This window comes from Mycolicibacterium septicum DSM 44393, from assembly GCF_000455325.1.
GTDB lineage: Bacteria > Actinomycetota > Actinomycetes > Mycobacteriales > Mycobacteriaceae > Mycobacterium > Mycobacterium septicum.
Genome location: NZ_HG322951.1, coordinates 833,362 through 852,467, shown reverse-complemented (window position 1 = coordinate 852,467; position 19,106 = coordinate 833,362). Strand labels below are relative to the sequence as shown.

Sequence of the window (19,106 nt, the reverse complement as noted above, 5' to 3'; positions counted from 1 at the left end):
CTGCGGCGTCAGCGCCAGACTGTATCCGGTGGGACCCGGTGTTCGGCCAAGTGTTCGTGTCAGTGTCGCTCCGAGGCAGGTTTCCGAGGCGCATTGGGGCTCAGGATGTCCCCGCCAGGACGGGGTGGCCACGATCTGCGGATGTTGTTTGTCCGCGCTACGGACAGCGCGACACGGCCAATTCTCGCTGTGATCGCCCGACCCACACTTCACCTCCGCGGTATCGTTGCTTACATAATCCGATGGCCGTTGTGAAGAGGTACCGGGTGTCGAGTGCGGCAGAGGCGGTGCGTGTGGCCGGCAGCGATTTGGCTGAAGTCCTTGACTCCTTCGCTGGTTGTTTTGGGTTGGAACGATCGTCCGTCGCGTACGTGAGCACGCCGATCACGACTGGGCGGCGGTATTACGCCTGGCTGGCGACGTCAAAGTTGTCTAAGGACAATCCCAACTTTCCTATGGAGCATGCTCGCGAGGTTATCGCTGTCAATCAGGCCTCGGCGCACGCGCTGGTACTCCAGGCCCGGCGCCTTCTCGGCAAGATCGTCGTCGATCCGACAGGCCTGAAGGCGCCTGAATGGTCGCAAAGCGACTTCCACTTCTTTTGGTCGCGGCTGATCACCGATTACGTCGGGACGGTCGTGTTCAACGATGGATGGGAGTACAGCACAGGCTGTACTTATGAATATGCAGCTGCGCTCCGGGCTGGGGCCACTGTGCTCGACGCCCAGATGTCGGTCATGCCCCCTATAGTCGCAGTCACAAAGACGGATGAAGCGATCGCCCTACTTCGCGGTCAGGGGCATGCAGTGCAGAGTTTGGCAGTTGCCCAGCGGCAGATAGTAGAAGCGGTCGAATCAGCAGGGTAGGAGGTCACATCGTGACTGCGTCGCAACCGCTGAAGGATGACGTACTGGCCGAGTTGGCCAAAAATTACAACGTCGCGCAGTTCATCAGCTTTGGGCCCGGCGACGCGGCGGTCCGTCACCACGAACTGCGTACGCCACTGCAAACAGGCAAGTCACTTGAGGATGCCCTCAGCTTCTTGCTGCACCTGAGCGCGAGCGGGACGATCAATATTCGGTCCTTCTCAGTGCGCCAGCAGTCGGGCAATCCGTTTCACTACGGGATCGCCTCTGCGAGCTGTGCTGCGTCGATCATTCGCGAACTGGCCGGCGCGGGATTCTTCACGATTGCGAACGAGACCATCGACGTCAACGACGGCGGGGTGTCGGGTGTCGCAGCGGGCGGAATAGTCGAGTTCGCACCCGGCGACACCCCCCGCGCAGTGGAGAAGCCCGGTATCGCGAGACTGCCGATCGAAATCGGATTCGATGTGTTGCAAACGATTTACCGATTTCCGATCGCTTTCGGCGATCTGATGGACACCCGGTTGGAGTTCAGCTTGCACCCCATGCGGTGCGGTACCCGGCGCGAACACGCCATCGTGTGGGAGTCGTCCGAGTTCGTGGCGGGGCAACTGCAATCCCCGATCAGCTGGCCCAACCGATTTAGTCGCTTCTTGGGCGACAAAGCATTCGGTCTTATCGTCGCCGATGCCCTCGGTCACCCCGTCCCCTACGCGACTGTGGTGGCACGCAACGTTGCCCCATTTTCGTTCGGCGCCCGTACTGAATCGGGTGAGTGGTGGACGCGGACGGCGCCACCTGAGCCCGTGCCCGGCAAGTACACGACGACCCATGGATGGGTCGATCCGTTCGATTTGCTTCAACGCGAGGACGAATCGGGCCGCCGTTTGGCATCTGTGCTGGCACAGGAGGGCGTCGACAGTCAGTTCAGCGGTGCTACGAGGCCAGGTGAGGGCGAGGCGCCCGACGTGGTCGAAGGCGTTGCTGGTCGCGGCGATGAATTCATGTTGGGCCACGACGTACCTACGACTTTGCCCCAGCGTGTTGTCGAGGATGTACGTAACGTAACCGCGGATCTGCGAAAGCAGTTGGGGCCCGTGCGGATTGAATGGGCGCATGACGGCACCAAGGTCTGGGTGCTGCAGATGCATCGTGCGGACGTGCCTAGCGAGCATCGCTTGAATATGACCGCGGGGGTGGAACCCGATAGCTGGGTTACCTACGAGACGGCATCTGGGCTCGAAGCGCTCCGCGACTTGCTAGATGTGGCGTTCGATGCCAAACAGGGAATCGAAGTGATCGGTGAATTCGGTTTGACATCTCATGTCGGCGAGCTGCTCGCCAAAGCCGCAGTGCCGGTGCGCGTTCGCGACTCTGGCGTCGGGGTCGATCATCTCTGATGACCGCTGCTCGGCCTTTCGCACTCAGCTCACGAACTCGCACCCTCAGTCCTCAAGGCTTCGATCTTTGCTCGGATCTCTGGTTCGAGCGTCTTGGGCGTCTCCGGCCGTTTGAGGACCTCTGGCACCCAATCCAACTCAAGGTCGTGGTGGGCTTAGGCCTGCGGATACGCCAGCAGCGCGAATTCGGTCCACGGCGTACGCGCCACGTTGATGGCGATCCGCTGCCCGGGTCGTGAACTTCTCCACGCGGCGGCGTAGAAACGACTGGATGTCGATGTGATCAGCCACTTGGGCTGACATCCCACGTCGGTGAGTTGCTCACCATCGCCCAAGTCCCCGTTAAGATCCATCAGCCCACGGCTGCAACAAGCGAGTGAGCCGCCGCATCAGTTCACAACAGTGCCCGGAGTGTTGATGAGACAGGCTCCTCGAGGCGGTCCAGCATTGCACTGTTATTCAAGATCGCCTCGTACTCCGCGGGCAAGTCGAAGTCGCCCACTTCCGCTTTGAGGTACACAAGCAGGGCGAACTCTTTCCATGGGCCGCGCTGGACGTTAATGAAGTTGCCGCCGTCGTCCTTTGGGAAGCGCGTTAGGTAAGCATTTAGATTAATGGTCGTGGCACCGCGACGGTCCAAAGCTCTCGTAATCGATTCGGCTAACAGCCCGCCGTCATTAACGTAGTCCGCGATAGCGTCGACCAAATGCTTGAGTTCAGTGAATACGCCCAGAGGTGTGGCACGCGCAAGCCGCACGACTGCGTCCGAATCAAGCGGCAACACAATCTCTTTCGCGCGCTCGCGGATAATTCGCGCCCGTTGAGTTAGATCAGGAGGTAGCAGTAAAATCTGTTCATCGATTCGGCCTGTGCGCTTGATTGCACTGTCGATATCTTCTGCGTAGTTGGTGGCGATAATAAAGACGGAGCGCGCACTTTTCCTAAGATCATTGATTTTTGTAAGCATGCTGGGAGTCATCATCTGGAAGATGGTCTCTTGACTCATGTACTTCTTGCTGTCGCGGTCGAGAAGAAGCCGATCGATCTCATCGAAAAGAATGACGGTGTTCGCCTGAGACTGCAGGACATCGAAAACTCGTTTGGCCCGTTGCTCAACCCCTGCCTCGCCGCTTTGAGTGAAGTCACTTGGGGAGATGGTGATCATATCGTAGCCCAGCGCCTCGGCCAGATTCTCCGAGAAGCTCGTCTTGCCGGTGCCCGGCGGGCCGTAAAGCAGCATCGAGTAACTCGTCGCGCCCTTTCGAGATCCCGCGTTCGTTCGGCGCGGTTCCACGAAGTACCGATTGATCATGTCGTATGCGCGAAGCGGATTCCCGGCGTCGAGCCCGGCAAGCGGTTCCTGTAGGACCTTATCCGCCCAGATCGCGGTCAGTTGGGCTTCGGTCCGCACTGGGGTCCGCGCGAAATTGAGGCCCGCAGCTATTCGTGCGCAGCGCGCGGTGTGCTGTTGAAGCATTGCGCTGTAGTGCTGAAGGAACAGCACCGCCTGGCTTGTCGCCCAGAGGTGTATAGTATTGCGCTCGAACGTATGTTCGGATTGCCAACCGTCGAACAGCTTGCCGGCTCCGCCCGGCATATCCACGCTGATACGCAGTTCACGTGACAAAAGCCAATCCGCATACGACTGCAAGAGGTCGAAACTACGGGTAAACAACGGCTCGGCTGACGGCCGCCTCGCGGCGTGCAGGTCACAAACACGCAGGTACGAATTCGCAACCTCCACACTTTGCGGAAGCAAGATTCGTCCCTGACTCGTCACCGACAGAGGCCGTACCGGCCGCCAGTGCGAGCCGATACTGGGACTGCTACCCAGCACGGTGACCACCTTTTCTACAACCGCCTCGCTGACGGTGTCAGCATTGATCAACATCAACGCTTCTAGAGAGAAGACAAGGCTGGCGGGATCGAACCCACCATCAAGAATGGCGCTATTCGACAGCTCGCGATGCAGCTGTTCCAAGAAAACGTCGGGAAGTTCGCTCAGCGCCAAAAATGGAAACTGCGCAGCGCCGGCAACCTTGGCCAACTGCACCGAACGGAGGACCGGGAACGGGTGCTGGACCGGGCGTTCGTCGGTGGCAAGCGGTGTCAATGGCATGGATCGCGGTTGGTCAATCAGCTGCTTCAGGCGTATGTCAGCCAGGTGCCCTACTGCGGCTCGGTAGGGTGCCGCCTGCTCGTCGTCAACGATGCCTGCGGCCAGCAACTCGTAGAGCCACGTTAACGTGAGGGGATCGTCCGGGCCCCAAGTTGTCGACTTCGTCAATGGCGCCTTATCCAGCAGCACATCAGCCGGCGCACCCAGCACACCGATGAGCGCACTCAGGCCCGTGTTGAGGATCGCGCGGACATCCCCGCCTTTGCGATAAACACCGGTGCCCGTTCGGACAGCGGGGACGAGCACACTGTTCTTGATCACGCCGTGAGCCACGGCCATGGCGTGCAGGATCATCGCGACCGTGCTCTGCGACAAGGTATTGGGCTGTGCTGGCTGCTCGCGATCGACGAGCGAGTACGGCCATCCCTTCGGGCCAAGTTTCGTGGCCTTCAACGTTGCCAGGGCGCCGTCGGCTTGGGTCTGAACTTGTTCAACCGCAAGCAGATCCGTTGCGTATCGTCGCTCCAGGTAATCGCTGAGGTCCACTCGGGTTCCTTCCGTGACAGGTGGTTACATCAAACAATCTCAGCAGGCTCAGTGGAAGGAAAACTTTTCGACTCTGGGTATCGAGATTCAAAAACTGGGGATTGGCCCGTACAAATCCCTTCCCGGCCAAACTTCCCACGACCGGATAGCGGGCCTCACCATACATAAAGGTCACGAACCCAAATGAGTTCGTGACCTTTGCGTCTGGAGTTTGTAGAACTCCTCCACCTTGGGGCGCGGGGACTTGAACCCCCAAGTCCCCAACCGCCGCCGGGAGCTGAAGTGTCGTTCTGATCTTCATGTCGAATCCGACATCTGCGCGACATCAAGTTGAGAATTCCGACACGGAGATTGAGAATCTACAGCAGCAGCAGACCACCGCCAGGTTGCCCAGCCCGCCGACATTAAGTTGAGCTAATGCGTGTGAAGAAACATTAGCTGTACTTGATCACCGCACGTCCATAGCCTCAGACGCATGGCTTCACCCGTCCTCATCGGATTCCTCACCACCATGGCGCTGATCGCCGCAATCGGCGCGCAGAACGCCTTCGTGCTGCGCCAGGGCATCCGTGGGGAGCACATCGTTGCGGTGATCGCGTTGTGCACGGTCTCCGACCTGATCCTGATCGCCGCGGGCATCGCCGGCGTCGGCGCCGTCATCACCGCCCATCCCGACGCCATGGCGGTGGCGAAGTTCGGGGGCGCAGCCTTCCTGATCAGTTATGGCGTCCTGGCCGCGCGCCGGGCCTTCCGGCCCTCGGCCCTCAACCCGTCCGAGCGCACCCCGGCCCGTCTGGCCGAGGTGCTGGTCACCTGCCTGGCGCTGACCTGGCTGAACCCGCACGTATACCTGGACACCGTGGTGCTGCTCGGCTCGCTGGCCAACGAACACCAGGAGCAGCGGTGGCTGTTCGGGGCCGGCGCGGTGGCCGCGAGTGCACTGTGGTTCACCGGCCTGGGCCTGGGCGCGCGCCGACTGGCCGGCCTGTTCGCCACCCCGATGACCTGGCGCATCCTCGACGGCGTCATCGCGGTGATGATGGTCGCGCTCGGCGTCGGCCTCGCGGTGTCCTGAGCACCGGCCTCCGCTACCTCCGCCCTGGCGGAATTCGTCAGGTAAGTGTCGATCGGATTCTGGGCATGCGACAGAATCACGAGGTGAGTCCCATGTTCCGCCGTGAACCGTCCCCGGCCCCGCACCCCATGGCGGATGCTCCAGCCTGGTTCACCTCCGCCCTGGAACAGACACCAGAGCACTCCACGATCGACGTCGACGGATGCCCGATTCACGTGCGCAGTTGGGGTGACCCGGACAAACCGCCGCTCGCGTTCGTCCATGGCGGCGGAGCGCACTCCGGATGGTGGGATCACATCGCTCCGTTCTTCGCCCGCACCCACCGGGTCATCGCACCTGACCTGAGCGGGCACGGAGACAGCGGAACCCGCACCGAATACGCCCTGTCGATCTGGGCCCGGGAAGTCCTCGCCGCGGCAGAAGCCTCGGGGTCCTCGGCACGGCCGACGATCGTCGGCCACAGCATGGGCGGCTGGGTGGGCGCCTCGGCCGCCACCCGCTACGGCTCGCAGATCGACAGCATCCTGGTCATCGATTCGCCGCTGCGCGATCGCGCACCCGAGGAAGTCCGGCTGCGGAACCGTCGCCGGGACACCGCCGGATACCCGACCGAGGACGAGATCCTGGCCCGATTCCGCGCAGTGCCGAAGCAGGACGTGACGCTGCCCTATATCGGTCACCACATCGCCGTGGAATCGATCCGCAAGACCGACGACGGGTGGGTGTGGAAGTTCGACCCCGACATCTTCGGCGGCCACCTGCTCGACGAAACGTCTGCCGACGAGGAGATCCTGGAGAACACCTTCGCCCGAATCCCTTGCCGGGTGGGGTATTTGCGTTGCGAAGACGGAGTGGTTCCACCTCGGATGGCCGACCAGATCCGTTCGATGCTGCAACTGCGGGGTCCGTTCGTCGAACTCGCCGAGGCCGGCCACCACCCCATGCTGGATCAGCCCCTGCCGCTGGTGGCCACCATCCGCACGCTGCTGGAATTCTGGTCCATCACTTAGCGTGCAGGGGTCCGGAGAACGACTTCTTCAGCGCCATCGGCGCCACGGCCGGCAGCAGGGCGGCGAGCAGTTTCCGCTTGAGCCCCTTCGGGTTACGGACCAGTTCGATGTCGACCCGTGTCCCCGTGGCCTGCGGGGTGAGTTGGAATGTCCAGCCACCGCCCGGGCCGAAGACCTTCGAGTCGTGGGTGGCGACGGTGACGCGCCCGCGCTTGGCATCCCAGTCGTAGCGGACGCGCTCCCACGCCGCGCCCGTTCCTTCGGTCACTTCCGCCCAGGTATCCCCGAGCCCGTGCACCTGGAAATGCTCCGAGTCGATCGTCGGCCACCGCTCCGGCCGGGACGGCCCAAAGTCAGTCAGCACGTTCATCAGGGCGACGGGCTCGAGCTCTGATGTCATCTGGAAACGAACGACGGGCATGGTTGCGCTCCTGTGGGTCACGGAATCAGCTGAGGCATATCGACATTCATCTGACGTCGGCGACGGTGCCGAACGCGCTGAATGCCATACGTCCATCTGACCCGCAACCGGTGATCAAGTCCAACGATTGTTTTGGATGGAAGTCATCTTAATCAGAGATGGCAACGCGCAGCCGCGGATCAGCCCCGTGCCTGCCCGCGGTTTACTCCAGGACCGCGGTGCCGTCTGGTTTGACGGTGACCTTGGCCCCCGCGATGTCCTCGCGGATGCTGGCCTCGGCCTGCGACAGATCGGGGACCACCGCGAGCGCCCGGCTACCGCTGGGGGTGCGGACCGCGACGAACACCTTCTCGGGCTCACCGTCCCGGTTGAATGGCGTGGTCCAGGTCTCCACTGTCCCGGTGCCCGACCAGCCGTCCTCGGCCACCACCGTCGGCTCCGCATCGACCTCGGATTGCACATCCTCCCAACGGAATTGTCCCTGAGGCGGTTCGGTGCTGTACACGCCGAAACTGTGCTTGCTCAGATAGCCGCCATTGGCGGTGATCAGGCCGAGCTGGCCGGGGTTGGCGGTTAATCGCTCGGCCATCGTGGCAATCGAATGTGACACATAGTTGTTCCACGGCCCACCGGCGAAGGTCAGACCACCGGTCACGGTCAGCGGACGCTGCGGGTCGTCCAGCGGCAGCCCCAGTTCATTGGCGGCCACCTGGACTGCCGACGGGAAGCACGAGTACACGTCGACCGCCGCCAGATCGTCGATACCCACACCGGCCAGCTCCAGCACCCGACGGCCGGCGATCCGGATCGCCGGTGACCCGGAGAAGCTCGCCCGCTGCCCGATCAGATACGTGTCGTGGGCATCGGTGCCGGCATACGGGAAAACCCAACGCTCCCTGGGTATCTGCAGCTCCGTCGCCTTCTGCACCGACGTCAGGATCAGCGCGGCGCCCTGGTCGACCATGTTGTTGGAGTTCATCAACTTGGTGTAGGGCCAGCTGATCATCCGGTTGGACGGACCCGGCTGACAGATCTGCTCGGCCGGCAGCGCCTCCCGGCTCCACGCATGTGGATTACCTTCTGCGACTTGGCTGAACCGCGACCACAACTCACCGATGCGGCGGCGGTGGGCGTCAGGCTGCTCCCCCGCCGCGATCCGCAGCGCCTGCTCGAACATCGGATAGACGTGCGACGGTGCCACCAAGCCGATCCGGATCTCAGCCGGCCCGGCCATGTCGAACTCCGGGTCACTGGGTGCCATCGGCACCGAGGCGTCCTGCTCCGTTCCGGTCAGCCGCTCGCCACGTGACTTCAAACGGCTTCGGGTACGCCAGGTTTCACCCCCGGCGATCAGCACCACCTCGTTGCGGCCCTGTTGGATGTCCAGGCAGGCCTGGTTGACCAGCGACTGCGGCACGTTGCCGCCTACCGGCGTGTACCGGGTGGCCGCATCTGGTGCGCCGATCCGCTGGGCCAGCAGCAGACCCGGGTCCCGGTAGCGCAGCGACAGCAAGTTGACCACCCGGACGGCGTCGACCGCCTCGAGCACCGCGGCGTCGGCTGCGGCCCGGGCGGCGACCTCCATCAGCCCGACCGGCTCGCTGTCGGGGCTTTCGTCATGCTGGTTGACCTGGCCGTAGCCGACCAACACCGGGGTTCTGGGGTCAAGTACCACGTTTCGAATTCCTATTCTGCTGCCGGGCCGACCCGGTAGATCGACTTCAGACTCTGGTACGCGGCCAATCCCTCCGGGCCGAGTTCACGGCCCAGCCCGCTGGCCTTGATGCCGCCGAACGGTGCTGCGATGTCCAGTTGGTAGTCGTTGACTCCGACGGTGCCGGTGTGGATGGCGCGAGCGATATCGGTGGCGCGCTCGGCATCAACGGACCAGACGGTTCCACCCAACCCATACTCACTGTCGTTGGCCAGTTCGATGGCGTGCTGTTCGGTTTCGTACGGGATCACCGCGAGCACCGGGCCGAAAATCTCCTCCTGGGCGATCCGCGCCGAATTGTCCACATCGGCGAACACCGTCGGCGACACGAACCAGCCGTCCGGCTGCTCGGCCGGAATCCCGCCGCCGGCAACAAGCCTCGCGCCGTCGGCCTTGCCGGCTTCGATGTAGCCCAGCACGCGGTCACGCTGACGGGCACTGACCAGCGGACCCACCTCGGTCGACTTGTCCAGCGGGTCGCCCACTTTCAACCCATCGGTCAGGGCGGCCAGCGCATCGACAACTTCGCCGTAGCGCGACCTCGGCGCCAGGATCCGCGAGCTCAGGTGGCAGGTCTGCCCGTTGTTGGCGAACGACGCATTCTTCAAACCCTTGATGGTGGCGTCCAGGTCGGCGTCCTCGAGGATGACCGCCGCCGACTTTCCACCCAGTTCCAGGGTGACCGGCCGCAGCAGCCGGCCGCACTCCTGCGCGATGAGCCGTCCGACGGCGGTCGATCCGGTGAAGGACACCTTGTCGACGCCGGGGTGCGACACCAGATGGGCACCGGCATCGGGGCCACCGGCGATCACGTTGAGTACCCCCGCGGGCAGCCCTGAAGCCAGCGCGGCCTCGGCGAAAATCAGTGCGTCCAAAGCAGTTTCCGGAGACGCCTTCAGCACCACGGTGCAACCGGCCGCCAGCGCGGGGGCCAGCTTGAACGCGGCCAGGGCCTGCGGGTAGTTCCAAGGCACGATCGCCCCGACCACACCGACCGGTTCACGACGCACGATGGTGTGCCCGATCGCGGCGGGCCGAATTTCCTCATCGGCGGACTCCGCGATCAAGCCGGCGTAGTACCGCAGCAGTCCCGCGGGGAAGAGTCCGTTGGCCCCACGCGACAGCCGGATCGGCATGCCGTTCTCACGCGTGCACAGCTCATTCGTCGACGACGCCCGGGCGAGCAACTCGTCGGCCAACCGGCCCAGCGCCGCGGCTCGATCAGCCGGCGGCGTCGTGGCCCAGCCGGGCAGCGCGGCGCGAGCAGCGGCCACAGCCGCATCGACCTCAGCCTGATCCGCCGCGGCGCCGTCACCGAGCAGCGCACCGGTGGCGGCTTCCAGCACCGGCGTGGATGCCCCGGCGGCGCGGAACTGACCTCCGATGAAGACCCGTGCACCATCATCGACCACGGTCATACCGGCACTCCTTCGACGCTTGAGCATTACGGGACCATCATCACGCCACAGCAGCGCCGTGATGGGTCCACCTTCGCGCGACGCGGCCTGCGCTGTAAACGACAAGCAGGGAAATCCCTGCGTGAGCGATCGGGACATCTGGTCGCTCACCTGCGACCGGCGAGATCGCCAGTTCGCGAACTATCAGTCCAAGACGAGTGCGCGGGACGGCTCTGACACCATCGACACATGACCGAACGCATCGAAGTCCAGCGCACCATCGCCGCGCCGGCGGCCGATATCTTCGCGGTGCTCTGCGACCCCCACGGCCACGTGGCGATCGACGCCACCGGCATGTTGCAAGACGCCGAGGGCGCGCACGTCACCGCCGTCGGCGACAGCTTCGTCGTCCACATGGACCGCGAATCCCTCAACGATGTTCCGCTGGGCAAATACGACGTCACCGTCAAGATCAGCGAATTCGACCAGGACCGGCTGATCGCCTGGACCATCCTGGGACGGATCCGCCCTCAGATCGGCCACGTGTACGGCTACCGGCTCGAACCCGCCGCCGAAGGCACCACGGTGACCTCCTTCTACGACTGGTCCGACATCGACCCGAAATGGCGTGAGGCCGACATCTTTCCGGTCATCTCCGAGAACGCGCTGCGCGCGACCCTTGGCATCCTCGACCGCAGCGTGCGCCGCGGCTATCCCCACAGCGCGCGCGGAGAAACCGAGGCGCCGGTTTAAGCCGGGAGGCGGTAACGGGCACGGTGACCCAAAATAGGTACTACACAACCCTTTCCAGGCTCGAACAACCCGGTAGGCTGCCGGAGCGGATACCCATGCGCGATCGGAGGTCCGACACCCGTGCTCGACGCTGACGATGTGCGCAGCATCGCACTCTCCTTCCCCGAGACCACCGAGAAGGAGCGCTGGGGCCACCCGACCTTCGACGTGGCGGGCAAGATGTTCGTCACCGTGCCCGACGACGAGACCTCATTTGCAGTGCGCTGCCCCAGGTTTGACCGTGAGGAATTGATCGCCGCCGAACCGCACAAATTCTGGGTCCCCCAACACGAGGCCGCCTCGGCCTGGGTACGGGTCCGGTTGGCCGAACTGGAGGACTCGCGAGAGCTCCGCGACATTCTGCTCGACTCCTGGCGGCAAGCCGCGCCCGACCGACTGACCGAGTAGCTACGCGAACCCCTCTGCGACGGCACCCGCTCAGACTGGGGCGAAACGACCGGCCCAGGGCATCGCCTGCTCGAGCTGGGCTGCCAGCTTGAGCAGCAGCGATTCGCCGGCAAGCGGTGCGACGAACTGGACGCCGAGCGGCAATCCTTCTGCCGTCCAATGCAGCGGTAGCGAGATCGCCGGGCGGCCGGTGATATTCGCCAGCTGCGTGTAGGGCACCCAGCCCAGGTTCTTGTCCACCATGTCGTCGACGATCTTGGTGTAGCGCAACAGGCTTGCGGTCCGGGTCTTGATCAGCGCGTCGGCCGCGTGCTGCAGCACCACTGGGAGATCGAACTCGCCGATCCGGGGCGGCAGCGTCGCCAAGGTGGGTGTCAACAGCAGGTCGTACGACTCGAAGTACGTGCTCAGCCGCAGCGTGTGTTCGTGGCGCCGCTGCACCGCATCGAGATAGTCGACACTGCTCGTGGCGCGGCCGATCGCCGCCATGATGAGCGTGTCCCGTTCGAAAGCGTCGTCACCTGCGCCGGTCAGCCGCTTGGCTTCGGCGAGCTCCCATGCGCTGTAGACGAACCAGGTCAGCAGGAAGTCGCGGGCCAGCGCGGCGTCGTCGAAGGGCGCTTGAGGAAGTTCCTCGACGTGGTGGCCGAGCTCGGTCAGCGCAGCTGCCGTTGCCTCGACGGCCGCGAACGCCTCGCGGTGTGGCGCCGGGTTGATCGCCGTCGGCACCCGCAGCCCGATCCGCAGCTTTCCGGGGTCCGCCCCCACGCACGAGGCGAACGACTCCCCGGGCAGCCCCGGCACGTACGGCCCAAAGGGTTCGCCGCCGCTGAGGACATCGAGCATCGCCGCTGTGTCGCGCACCGTCCGCGAGACGACGCCTTGGACGGCCGCGCCGTGCATGGATTCCGCCACTACCGGTCCCGACGGTGTGAGCCCACGGCCCGGTTTCAGTCCGACGAGACCACAACTGGCCGCCGGGATGCGAATCGATCCGCCGCCGTCGTTGGCGCCGGCACACGGCACGACGCCCGCGGCCACGGCGGCCGCCGACCCTCCCGAGCTGCCACCCGGCGACCTGGTCAGATCCCAGGGGTTGCGAGCCGGCCCCCACGCGTCCGGCTCGGTGATTCCCTTCGCGCCGAACTCCGGGGTGTTGGTCTTCCCGAAGATGACCAGGCCCGCGTCGATCCAGCGCTGTACGACGGTGGCATGCTCGGCCGCGTTCAGCGACATCAGCGCACGTGAACCGGCCGAGGTGGGCAAACCCGCGTAGTCCTGGGCCAGGTCCTTGATCAGAAACGGGACCCCGGCGAACGGGCCGGTCAGGTCACCGGTCGGCGACGCCGGAACGTCACGCACGATGGCGTTGAGCTTCGGGTTTACCGCCGCCGCCCGCTCCTGGGCGGTGGCGAGCAACTCAGCCGCCGAAACCTGCTTGTCAGCAACCAGTTTCGCCAAGGAGGTGGCGTCGTGTGTCCGGTACTCGTCAAAGTCCACCCCACGAACCTAGACCGCGGTGCCGTTGCGCGGTGATCTACCGCCCGGAGCAACAAGCTGGGGGTCGTTGCCGCCAGAAAAGCGGGTTGGGCAAGCTGAGTACCAACCGATCCGAGAAGGAGCATCCGTGGACTTCACGACGATCCGGCACGAGCTCGACGACGGAATTCTGACCGTTGTCCTCGATCGCCCGGACAACCTCAACGCCTTCACCGTCGAGATGGCCGACGAGTTGGAGCGCACCTTCGTGGCGGTCAACGACGACGACGCGGTGCGTGCCGTCATCGTCACCGGCGAGGGCCGGGCGTTCTGCGCCGGCATGGACCTCTCGAGCGAGGGCAACGTGTTCGGCCTCGACGAGTCCAAGTCGCCGAGCCTGGCCGACATGGCCGACCTCGACGACCCCGAGCTCCGCCGGGTCAGGGACACCGGCGGCCGGGTCACCCTGGCGATCTACGCCTGCCGCAAACCGGTGATCGCCGCCATCAACGGGGCCGCGGTCGGGATCGGTGCGACGATGACGCTGGCCATGGACGCCCGGCTGATGTCGACGAAGGCCCGATTCGGGCTGGTCTTCGGAAAGCTCGGCATCACCCCGGAAGCGTGTTCGACCTGGTTCCTGCCCCGAATCGTCGGTATGCCGGCGGCTCTGGACCTGGTGTACCGCTCCGACATTCTCACCGCAGACGCTGCCCGTGAGATCGGGCTGGCTCAGGCCGTCCACGAACCGGACGCCCTGATCGCCGAGGCCCGGGCGCTGGCCGACGCGTGGACGCGCGACCGCTCACCGATCTCGGTCGCCCTCATGCGCCAGATGCTTTACCGGAATGCGTCCGAGCCGCATCCCGTCGACGCACACCGGGTGGACTCGCTGGCGATGTTCTACACGAGCATCGGCGACGGGCACGACGGGGTGCGGGCCTTCCTCGACAAGCGCGTCCCAGAGTTCACCGGTCGGGCATCCGAGATGCCGCCGTTCTATGAGGAGTGGGTCGCGGGCGGCGATACACCGCGGTGACGCCCCCGTTTGGCGCGCACGCCAAGTGGCTACCGACACCGCATGTCTCAACCCAACGCTGACACCGCACATAAGGCGCAGTGATCCCGCGTTGCGTGGCCGCTCCGCCATTCCGCAACAGCGACTCCCGGTCCAGCGGCGGACATCTGAGCCGGGCGCGCAGCTGAGGTCGACATCGTTGCGGTGAAGCGCGCGCTTGACGACTTACCTCACACCTGACGACTGATATACGAATAAGTGTCGCCATCATTGGGTCCATGGCGACACTTATTGGAGTCATTCGGCGGCGCAAGTGTCACCCTTCGGGCACTATAGCGACACTTATTTGATTAACTGTCGCTATAGTGGACTGATGGCGACACTTCCGCCGCTCAGCTACGAGACGCTGCAGTGGACCCCGAGCGTGGGCAGCAGCTACTACTCGCGGTCGTCTCGCCGGGGTGGGCCATACCGGGCCGCGATCCCACCAGCTATTGCCGACCTCCATCTGGAGCTGCCGTCGGATGTGTACGCGTCTGCCGAGGACGCCAGCCTCGCCATCGCCCGATTCGATGCTGAACTCGGAGGCGAGATCGCCCCGTTCACAGCCGTGCTCCTGCGCAGCGAGTCCGCGGCCAGCTCCCGCATCGAGAACCTCACCGCGTCCGCACGGTCCATCGCCGAAGCCGAACTGCCGGGCGCTAGAGGGAAGGCCAACGCCAAGCAGATAGTCGCCAACACTGCAGCGATGACCGCCGCCGTCGAGCTGTCGGATCGTGTCGACGCTGATGCCATCCTGGCCATGCACGCCGCACTGATGGCCGGCCAGTCGCGTCACACACCGGGACGGTGGCGTACCGAACAGGTATGGATCGGCGGCGGGGACAGCCCACTGAACGCGATGTTCGTGCCACCCCGCCACGAGCGCATCCCCGCCGGGATCGAGGACTTGATCACCTTCGCCGCGCGCGACGATGTTGCGCTGCTCGCGCAGATCGCGGTAGCCCATGCCCAATTCGAGACCATCCACCCGTTCACCGACGGCAACGGCCGTACGGGCCGGGCGCTGGTGCAGTCGATGTTGCGCAACAAAGGCTTGACCCGGCAGGTGACGGTCCCCGTGTCCGCCGGGTTGCTGTCGGATACTGATGGTTACTTTGCCGCGCTCAGCGCCTACCGAGAAGGCGATCTCGCGCCGATCGTCGATCGGTTCGCCCACGCCAGCGAGCGCGCGGTTGTCAACGGCCGGCAGTTGATCACCCAGCTGCGTGAGATCCGGGCGAGCTGGAATGACAGGCTCACCGCACGGTCGGACTCGGCTGTGTGGAGAGTTGCCGACCTGTTGACCCGGCGGCCAGTCGTCAACGGTGTGCTCCTGCGCGAGGAGCTGGGGCTCTCTACTGACCACCCCCGCCGTTATTTCGGCCCTCTCACCGAGGCGGGCATCGTCGTCGAGTTCACTGACCGAGCGCGTAATCGTGCCTGGCGCGCACCTGAAATTCTCCATGCGCTCGACGATTTCGCCGAACGGGCCGGACGACGCGGGTGATCGCACGGGCACGCACACGCGATGCCTCGACGGATCTCCGTAGTGGCGGTCAGCGCCAGCTTTACATCTGCCGTGTCAACAACTTGTGAAAGTCCGACAGTCGGCAGTGTCTCCGCACCACCGCCGCTACCGAGAATCACCCCTTGTCACATAACGCTACGGCGCGTAGCGTAACGCCGCGTGACCCGGAGCTTCCACGTCGGCCAGCCGTTCACCACGCCCGATGCCGACATCGCGGCGGCATTAGAGCAGGTCAGCATCCCGACGCTGCTGCTCTCGCTCGTGCACATCACCGGCGACCCGCGCTACATCCGCGAGTTCAAACAGGCCGGGCTGTTCCTCAACGAGGTGCAGGGCTTCATGAGCGAGGAGGACAAGGCGCGGGTCCGTGAGGTCGCGCTGCCGGTGCTCGCCGACTACCGCGACCGCGGGTGTCCGGTCCCCGACCCGCTGCCCGCCGAACTGGTCAGGGAGATGCTGGACTGGGCGGCCTGCGAGACGGTCGACGATGACAACCTGCCGCTGGTCCTGGAGGAACTCGACCTCGAGGGCATCGATCCGCGCCGGCCCACCACCCTGGAGAACACCGACGATTTCCGCGTCGTCGTGATCGGCTGCGGCGAATCCGGCGTCCTGGCCGGAGTGCGCCTCAAGCAGGCCGACATCGACTTCACCATCGTCGAGAAGAACGCCGGCCCGGGCGGAACCTGGTGGGAGAACAGCTATCCCGGCGCCCGCGTCGACGTGGCCAACCACTTCTACTGTTACAGCTTCGAACCCAGCAACCACTGGGATCACTTCTTCGCCGAGCAGCCCGAGTTGCGCCAGTACTTCCGCGACGTGGTGGACCGCCACAACCTGGAACCCCATATCCGGTGGAACACCGAGGTGGTCTCCGCCGAGTGGGACGGCAAGATGTGGAATGTCACGGTGCGCTCGGCCGCCGGCACCGAGACCCTGCGGGCCAACGCGGTCATCACCGCAGTCGGCCAGCTCAACCGGCCGCAGATCCCCGACTTCCCCGGCGCGGAAACCTTTGCGGGACCGGCATTTCACTCCGCGGCGTGGGACCACGACGTCGACGTCACCGGCAAGCGGGTCGCCCTGATCGGGGCCGGCGCCAGCGGCTTCCAGATCGCCCCGGCCATCGCCGACAAGGTCGAGCACCTCACGGTCTTCCAGCGCACCGCGCAGTGGATGTTCCCCAACCCGATGTACCACGAGCCGGTCGCCGACGGGGTGCGCTGGGCGATGGAGCACCTGCCGTATTACGGCCGGTGGTACCGCTTCCTGTTGCTGTGGCCCGGAGCTGACAAGGGCCTGGACGCCGCGCGGGTGGACCCTGACTACGACGATCAGGGCAACGCGGTCAGCGAGATCAACGCCATCGCCCGCATCATGTTCACCGACTGGATCACCACCCAGGTCGGCGACGACCCCGAACTGCTGGCCAAGGCGCTGCCCGACTACCCGGCCACCGGTAAGCGCACGCTGCAAGACAACGGCAGCTGGTTGGGCACCCTCAAACGCGACAACGTGGACCTGATCCGCACCCCGATCGAACGCATCACCCCGACCGGGATCGTCACGGCCGACGGGCATACCTACGACGTCGACATCATCGTGTACGCCACCGGTTTTCGGGCCACCGACGTCCTGTTCCCGATGACGATCACAGGGCGCGACGGCGTCGACCTGCACGACGTGTGGGGGCAGCGGCCGTATGCCTACCGCGGCATCACAGTGCCTGGCTTCCCCAATTTCTTCATGACCTACGGCCCGGGGACGCACCTCGCGCACGGCGGCAGCCTGATCCTCAACTCGGAACTGCAGATGCGCTACATCAACAAGTGCCTGGAGCATCTCATCACCGAGGGCCTGCGGACAATGGAGCCACTGCCCGTACCGACCGAGGAATGGCACCGCCGCTCGCAGGAGGCGATCCGCCAGACGGTGTGGGCGCAGCCCTCGATCAAACACTCGTACTTCAAGAACGCTGACGGTGAGATCCACACCGTCAGCCCATGGCGATTGAGCGAATATCGCTCTGCCATCAATGAACCCATCTGGTCGGACTTCACAGTGCAGGAGGCATGAGTATGCGCGCAGTCGTCGTCGACAGCGCCGGGCAGGTCAGCGTCGAGACCCGGCCGGACCCGGTCCTGCCTGGCCCCGACGGGGCGATCGTCAAGGTCGAGGCCGCCTCGATCTGCGGGTCGGACCTGCACTTCCTGGAAGGTCACTACCCCATCGCCGACCCGGTGTCGGTCGGGCACGAGGCCGTCGGCACGGTTGTCGAAATCGGGCCGGAGGTAACCGGATTCGCCGTCGGCGACCGGGTGCTGGTGTCTTCGGTCGCCGGGTGTGGGCACTGCGGCGGCTGCGCCACCCACGACCCGATCCGCTGCGTGCAGGGACCACAGATCTTCGGCACCGGATTCCTCGGCGGCGCCCAGGCCGAACTTCTCGCGGTACCCGCCGCCAACTTCCAGCTGCTGAAGATGCCGGATGGCATCAGCACGGAGCAGGCGCTACTGCTGACCGACAACCTGGCCACCGGATGGGCGGCGGCCAAACGCGCCGACATTCCGATCGGCGGCTCCGTCGCGGTGATCGGCTTGGGCGCGGTCGGCATGTGCGCCCTGCGCAGCGCCATCACCCTCGGTGCGGCAAAGGTTTTCGCGGTCGACCCGGTGGAAGCCAGGCGGGACCGCGCTGAGGCTTCGGGCGCGACTACGTTCGCGCCACCCTCGGCGCAGGCGATCCGGGAGGCCACCGGTGGCCTCGGCGTGGACTCCGTCATCGACGCGGTGGGCATGGACGCCTCGATCAACGACGCCATCGACGCGGTCCGCGCCGGCGGCACGGTGTCCATCGTCGGCGTGCACGACCTACAGCCCTACCCGATGCCCGCACTGGGCTGCCTGCTGCGCAGCCTGACCATCCGGCTGACGACCGCACCGGTGCAGCAGACCTGGCCCGAGCTCATCCCGCTGCTGCAGGCCGGTCGGCTCAATGTCGACGGAATCTTCACCACCACGATGTCGCTGGATGAGGCGGCCGATGGCTATGCCGCGGCGTTCTCCCGCTCGGGTGATCACCTGAAGGTTCAGCTGAAGCCATAGCCGCCGGTCGGCCACCGCCGGCCGCAAGCGTGGCACCCACGCACCCAGCGCAATGAGCCCCGTACAACACATCGTTGCTCTATGCAAATTTTCGTGAGTCGCTTCACAATCCGGAATTTCCTCGCCGACAACGGAATAACACCTGCGGTGCGGGCAGTTAAACGGACACGTGCGCCCATCGAACTCG

16 protein-coding genes are annotated in these 19,106 nt (G+C 64.8%); 10 read left to right on the top strand and 6 right to left on the bottom strand.

Features of this window, described 5'->3' with window-relative positions:
* Nucleotides 1–242: 242 nt before the first annotated feature.
* Nucleotides 243–866: a hypothetical protein gene (locus TX88_RS03970; RefSeq protein WP_044514837.1), complete on the top strand. Its 624-nt coding sequence runs from the start codon at nucleotides 243–245 to the stop codon at nucleotides 864–866.
* 11 nt (nucleotides 867–877) lie between these two features.
* Complete coding sequence (locus TX88_RS03965) at nucleotides 878–2,266, top strand: hypothetical protein (RefSeq protein WP_044514835.1); 1,389 nt, start codon at nucleotides 878–880, stop codon at nucleotides 2,264–2,266.
* 155 nt (nucleotides 2,267–2,421) lie between these two features.
* Here the strand turns inward: TX88_RS03965 and TX88_RS03960 are convergent, their stop codons facing one another.
* Both TX88_RS03960 and TX88_RS03955 read right to left on the bottom strand, forming a co-directional pair.
* A complete protein-coding gene (locus tag TX88_RS03960) occupies nucleotides 2,422–2,619 on the bottom strand; it encodes a hypothetical protein (protein ID WP_162563070.1) in 198 nt (65 codons plus the stop codon).
* A gap of 41 nt (nucleotides 2,620–2,660) precedes the next feature.
* A complete protein-coding gene (locus tag TX88_RS03955; RefSeq protein WP_044514832.1) occupies nucleotides 2,661–4,931 on the bottom strand; it encodes an AAA family ATPase in 2,271 nt (756 codons plus the stop codon).
* Nucleotides 4,932–5,406: 475 nt separating this feature from the next.
* Here TX88_RS03955 and lysE point away from each other — a divergent pair, with 475 nt between their 5' ends.
* Both lysE and TX88_RS03945 read left to right on the top strand, forming a co-directional pair.
* Nucleotides 5,407–6,006, top strand: coding sequence for an L-lysine exporter (gene lysE, locus TX88_RS03950; RefSeq protein ID WP_044514830.1), 600 nt, complete (start codon nucleotides 5,407–5,409; stop codon nucleotides 6,004–6,006).
* A 92-nt stretch (nucleotides 6,007–6,098) separates the two neighbouring features.
* The gene (locus TX88_RS03945; RefSeq protein WP_044519060.1) at nucleotides 6,099–7,016 is read left to right on the top strand and encodes an alpha/beta fold hydrolase; all 918 of its coding nucleotides are present in this window, start codon (nucleotides 6,099–6,101) and stop codon (nucleotides 7,014–7,016) included.
* On the opposite strand, the gene TX88_RS03940 is transcribed toward TX88_RS03945, so the two are convergent.
* The 3 genes from TX88_RS03940 to TX88_RS03930 form a co-directional block, all read right to left on the bottom strand.
* Entirely contained in the window at nucleotides 7,009–7,437 is a 429-nt protein-coding gene (locus TX88_RS03940; protein WP_044514829.1) for a hypothetical protein, read from the bottom strand. The genes TX88_RS03945 and TX88_RS03940 overlap by 8 nt on opposite strands.
* A 202-nt stretch (nucleotides 7,438–7,639) precedes the next feature.
* Nucleotides 7,640–9,112, bottom strand: coding sequence for an acetyl-CoA acetyltransferase (locus TX88_RS03935; RefSeq protein WP_044514827.1), 1,473 nt, complete (start codon nucleotides 9,110–9,112; stop codon nucleotides 7,640–7,642).
* An 11-nt stretch (nucleotides 9,113–9,123) separates the two neighbouring features.
* Complete coding sequence (locus tag TX88_RS03930) at nucleotides 9,124–10,569, bottom strand: aldehyde dehydrogenase (RefSeq protein WP_044514826.1); 1,446 nt, start codon at nucleotides 10,567–10,569, stop codon at nucleotides 9,124–9,126.
* 228 nt (nucleotides 10,570–10,797) lie between these two features.
* Between TX88_RS03930 and TX88_RS03925 the strand changes: the two genes are divergently transcribed.
* Both TX88_RS03925 and TX88_RS03920 read left to right on the top strand, forming a co-directional pair.
* On the top strand, nucleotides 10,798–11,301 hold the full coding sequence (locus TX88_RS03925; protein WP_044514824.1) for an SRPBCC family protein: 504 nt from the start codon (nucleotides 10,798–10,800) through the stop codon (nucleotides 11,299–11,301).
* 120 nt (nucleotides 11,302–11,421) lie between these two features.
* The gene (locus TX88_RS03920) at nucleotides 11,422–11,748 is read left to right on the top strand and encodes an MmcQ/YjbR family DNA-binding protein (protein ID WP_044514822.1); all 327 of its coding nucleotides are present in this window, start codon (nucleotides 11,422–11,424) and stop codon (nucleotides 11,746–11,748) included.
* A 30-nt stretch (nucleotides 11,749–11,778) separates the two neighbouring features.
* On the opposite strand, the gene TX88_RS03915 is transcribed toward TX88_RS03920, so the two are convergent.
* Nucleotides 11,779–13,248, bottom strand: coding sequence for an amidase (locus tag TX88_RS03915; RefSeq protein WP_044514819.1), 1,470 nt, complete (start codon nucleotides 13,246–13,248; stop codon nucleotides 11,779–11,781).
* A gap of 127 nt (nucleotides 13,249–13,375) precedes the next feature.
* On the opposite strand from TX88_RS03915, the gene TX88_RS03910 reads away from it, so the two are divergent.
* From TX88_RS03910 to TX88_RS03895, 4 genes are all read left to right on the top strand, one after another.
* Nucleotides 13,376–14,266, top strand: a complete 891-nt coding sequence (locus TX88_RS03910; protein ID WP_044514816.1) for a crotonase/enoyl-CoA hydratase family protein — start codon at nucleotides 13,376–13,378, stop codon at nucleotides 14,264–14,266.
* Nucleotides 14,267–14,618: 352 nt separating this feature from the next.
* Entirely contained in the window at nucleotides 14,619–15,794 is a 1,176-nt protein-coding gene (locus TX88_RS03905) for a Fic family protein (protein ID WP_044514812.1), read from the top strand.
* 180 nt (nucleotides 15,795–15,974) lie between these two features.
* Nucleotides 15,975–17,891 carry a flavin-containing monooxygenase gene (locus TX88_RS03900; protein WP_044514810.1) on the top strand — a complete coding sequence of 639 codons (1,917 nt, stop codon included), beginning with the start codon at nucleotides 15,975–15,977 and terminating at the stop codon, nucleotides 17,889–17,891.
* 2 nt (nucleotides 17,892–17,893) lie between these two features.
* Nucleotides 17,894–18,919: an alcohol dehydrogenase catalytic domain-containing protein gene (locus tag TX88_RS03895; protein WP_044514808.1), complete on the top strand. Its 1,026-nt coding sequence runs from the start codon at nucleotides 17,894–17,896 to the stop codon at nucleotides 18,917–18,919.
* The last annotated feature ends 187 nt before the right edge of the window (nucleotides 18,920–19,106 follow it).

Excerpts from the sequence above, each read along its gene's own strand:
- TX88_RS03970 (WP_044514837.1), top strand. The coding sequence starts at position 243 with ATGGCCGTTGTGAAGAGGTACCGGGTGTCGAGTGCGGCAGAGGCGGTG.
- TX88_RS03960 (WP_162563070.1), bottom strand. The coding sequence starts at position 2,619 with ATGGATCTTAACGGGGACTTGGGCGATGGTGAGCAACTCACCGACGTG.
- lysE (WP_044514830.1), top strand. The coding sequence starts at position 5,407 with ATGGCTTCACCCGTCCTCATCGGATTCCTCACCACCATGGCGCTGATC.
- TX88_RS03945 (WP_044519060.1), top strand. The coding sequence starts at position 6,099 with ATGTTCCGCCGTGAACCGTCCCCGGCCCCGCACCCCATGGCGGATGCT.
- TX88_RS03940 (WP_044514829.1), bottom strand. The coding sequence starts at position 7,437 with ATGCCCGTCGTTCGTTTCCAGATGACATCAGAGCTCGAGCCCGTCGCC.
- TX88_RS03930 (WP_044514826.1), bottom strand. The coding sequence starts at position 10,569 with ATGACCGTGGTCGATGATGGTGCACGGGTCTTCATCGGAGGTCAGTTC.
- TX88_RS03925 (WP_044514824.1), top strand. The coding sequence starts at position 10,798 with ATGACCGAACGCATCGAAGTCCAGCGCACCATCGCCGCGCCGGCGGCC.
- TX88_RS03905 (WP_044514812.1), top strand. The coding sequence starts at position 14,619 with ATGGCGACACTTCCGCCGCTCAGCTACGAGACGCTGCAGTGGACCCCG.
- TX88_RS03895 (WP_044514808.1), top strand. The coding sequence starts at position 17,894 with ATGCGCGCAGTCGTCGTCGACAGCGCCGGGCAGGTCAGCGTCGAGACC.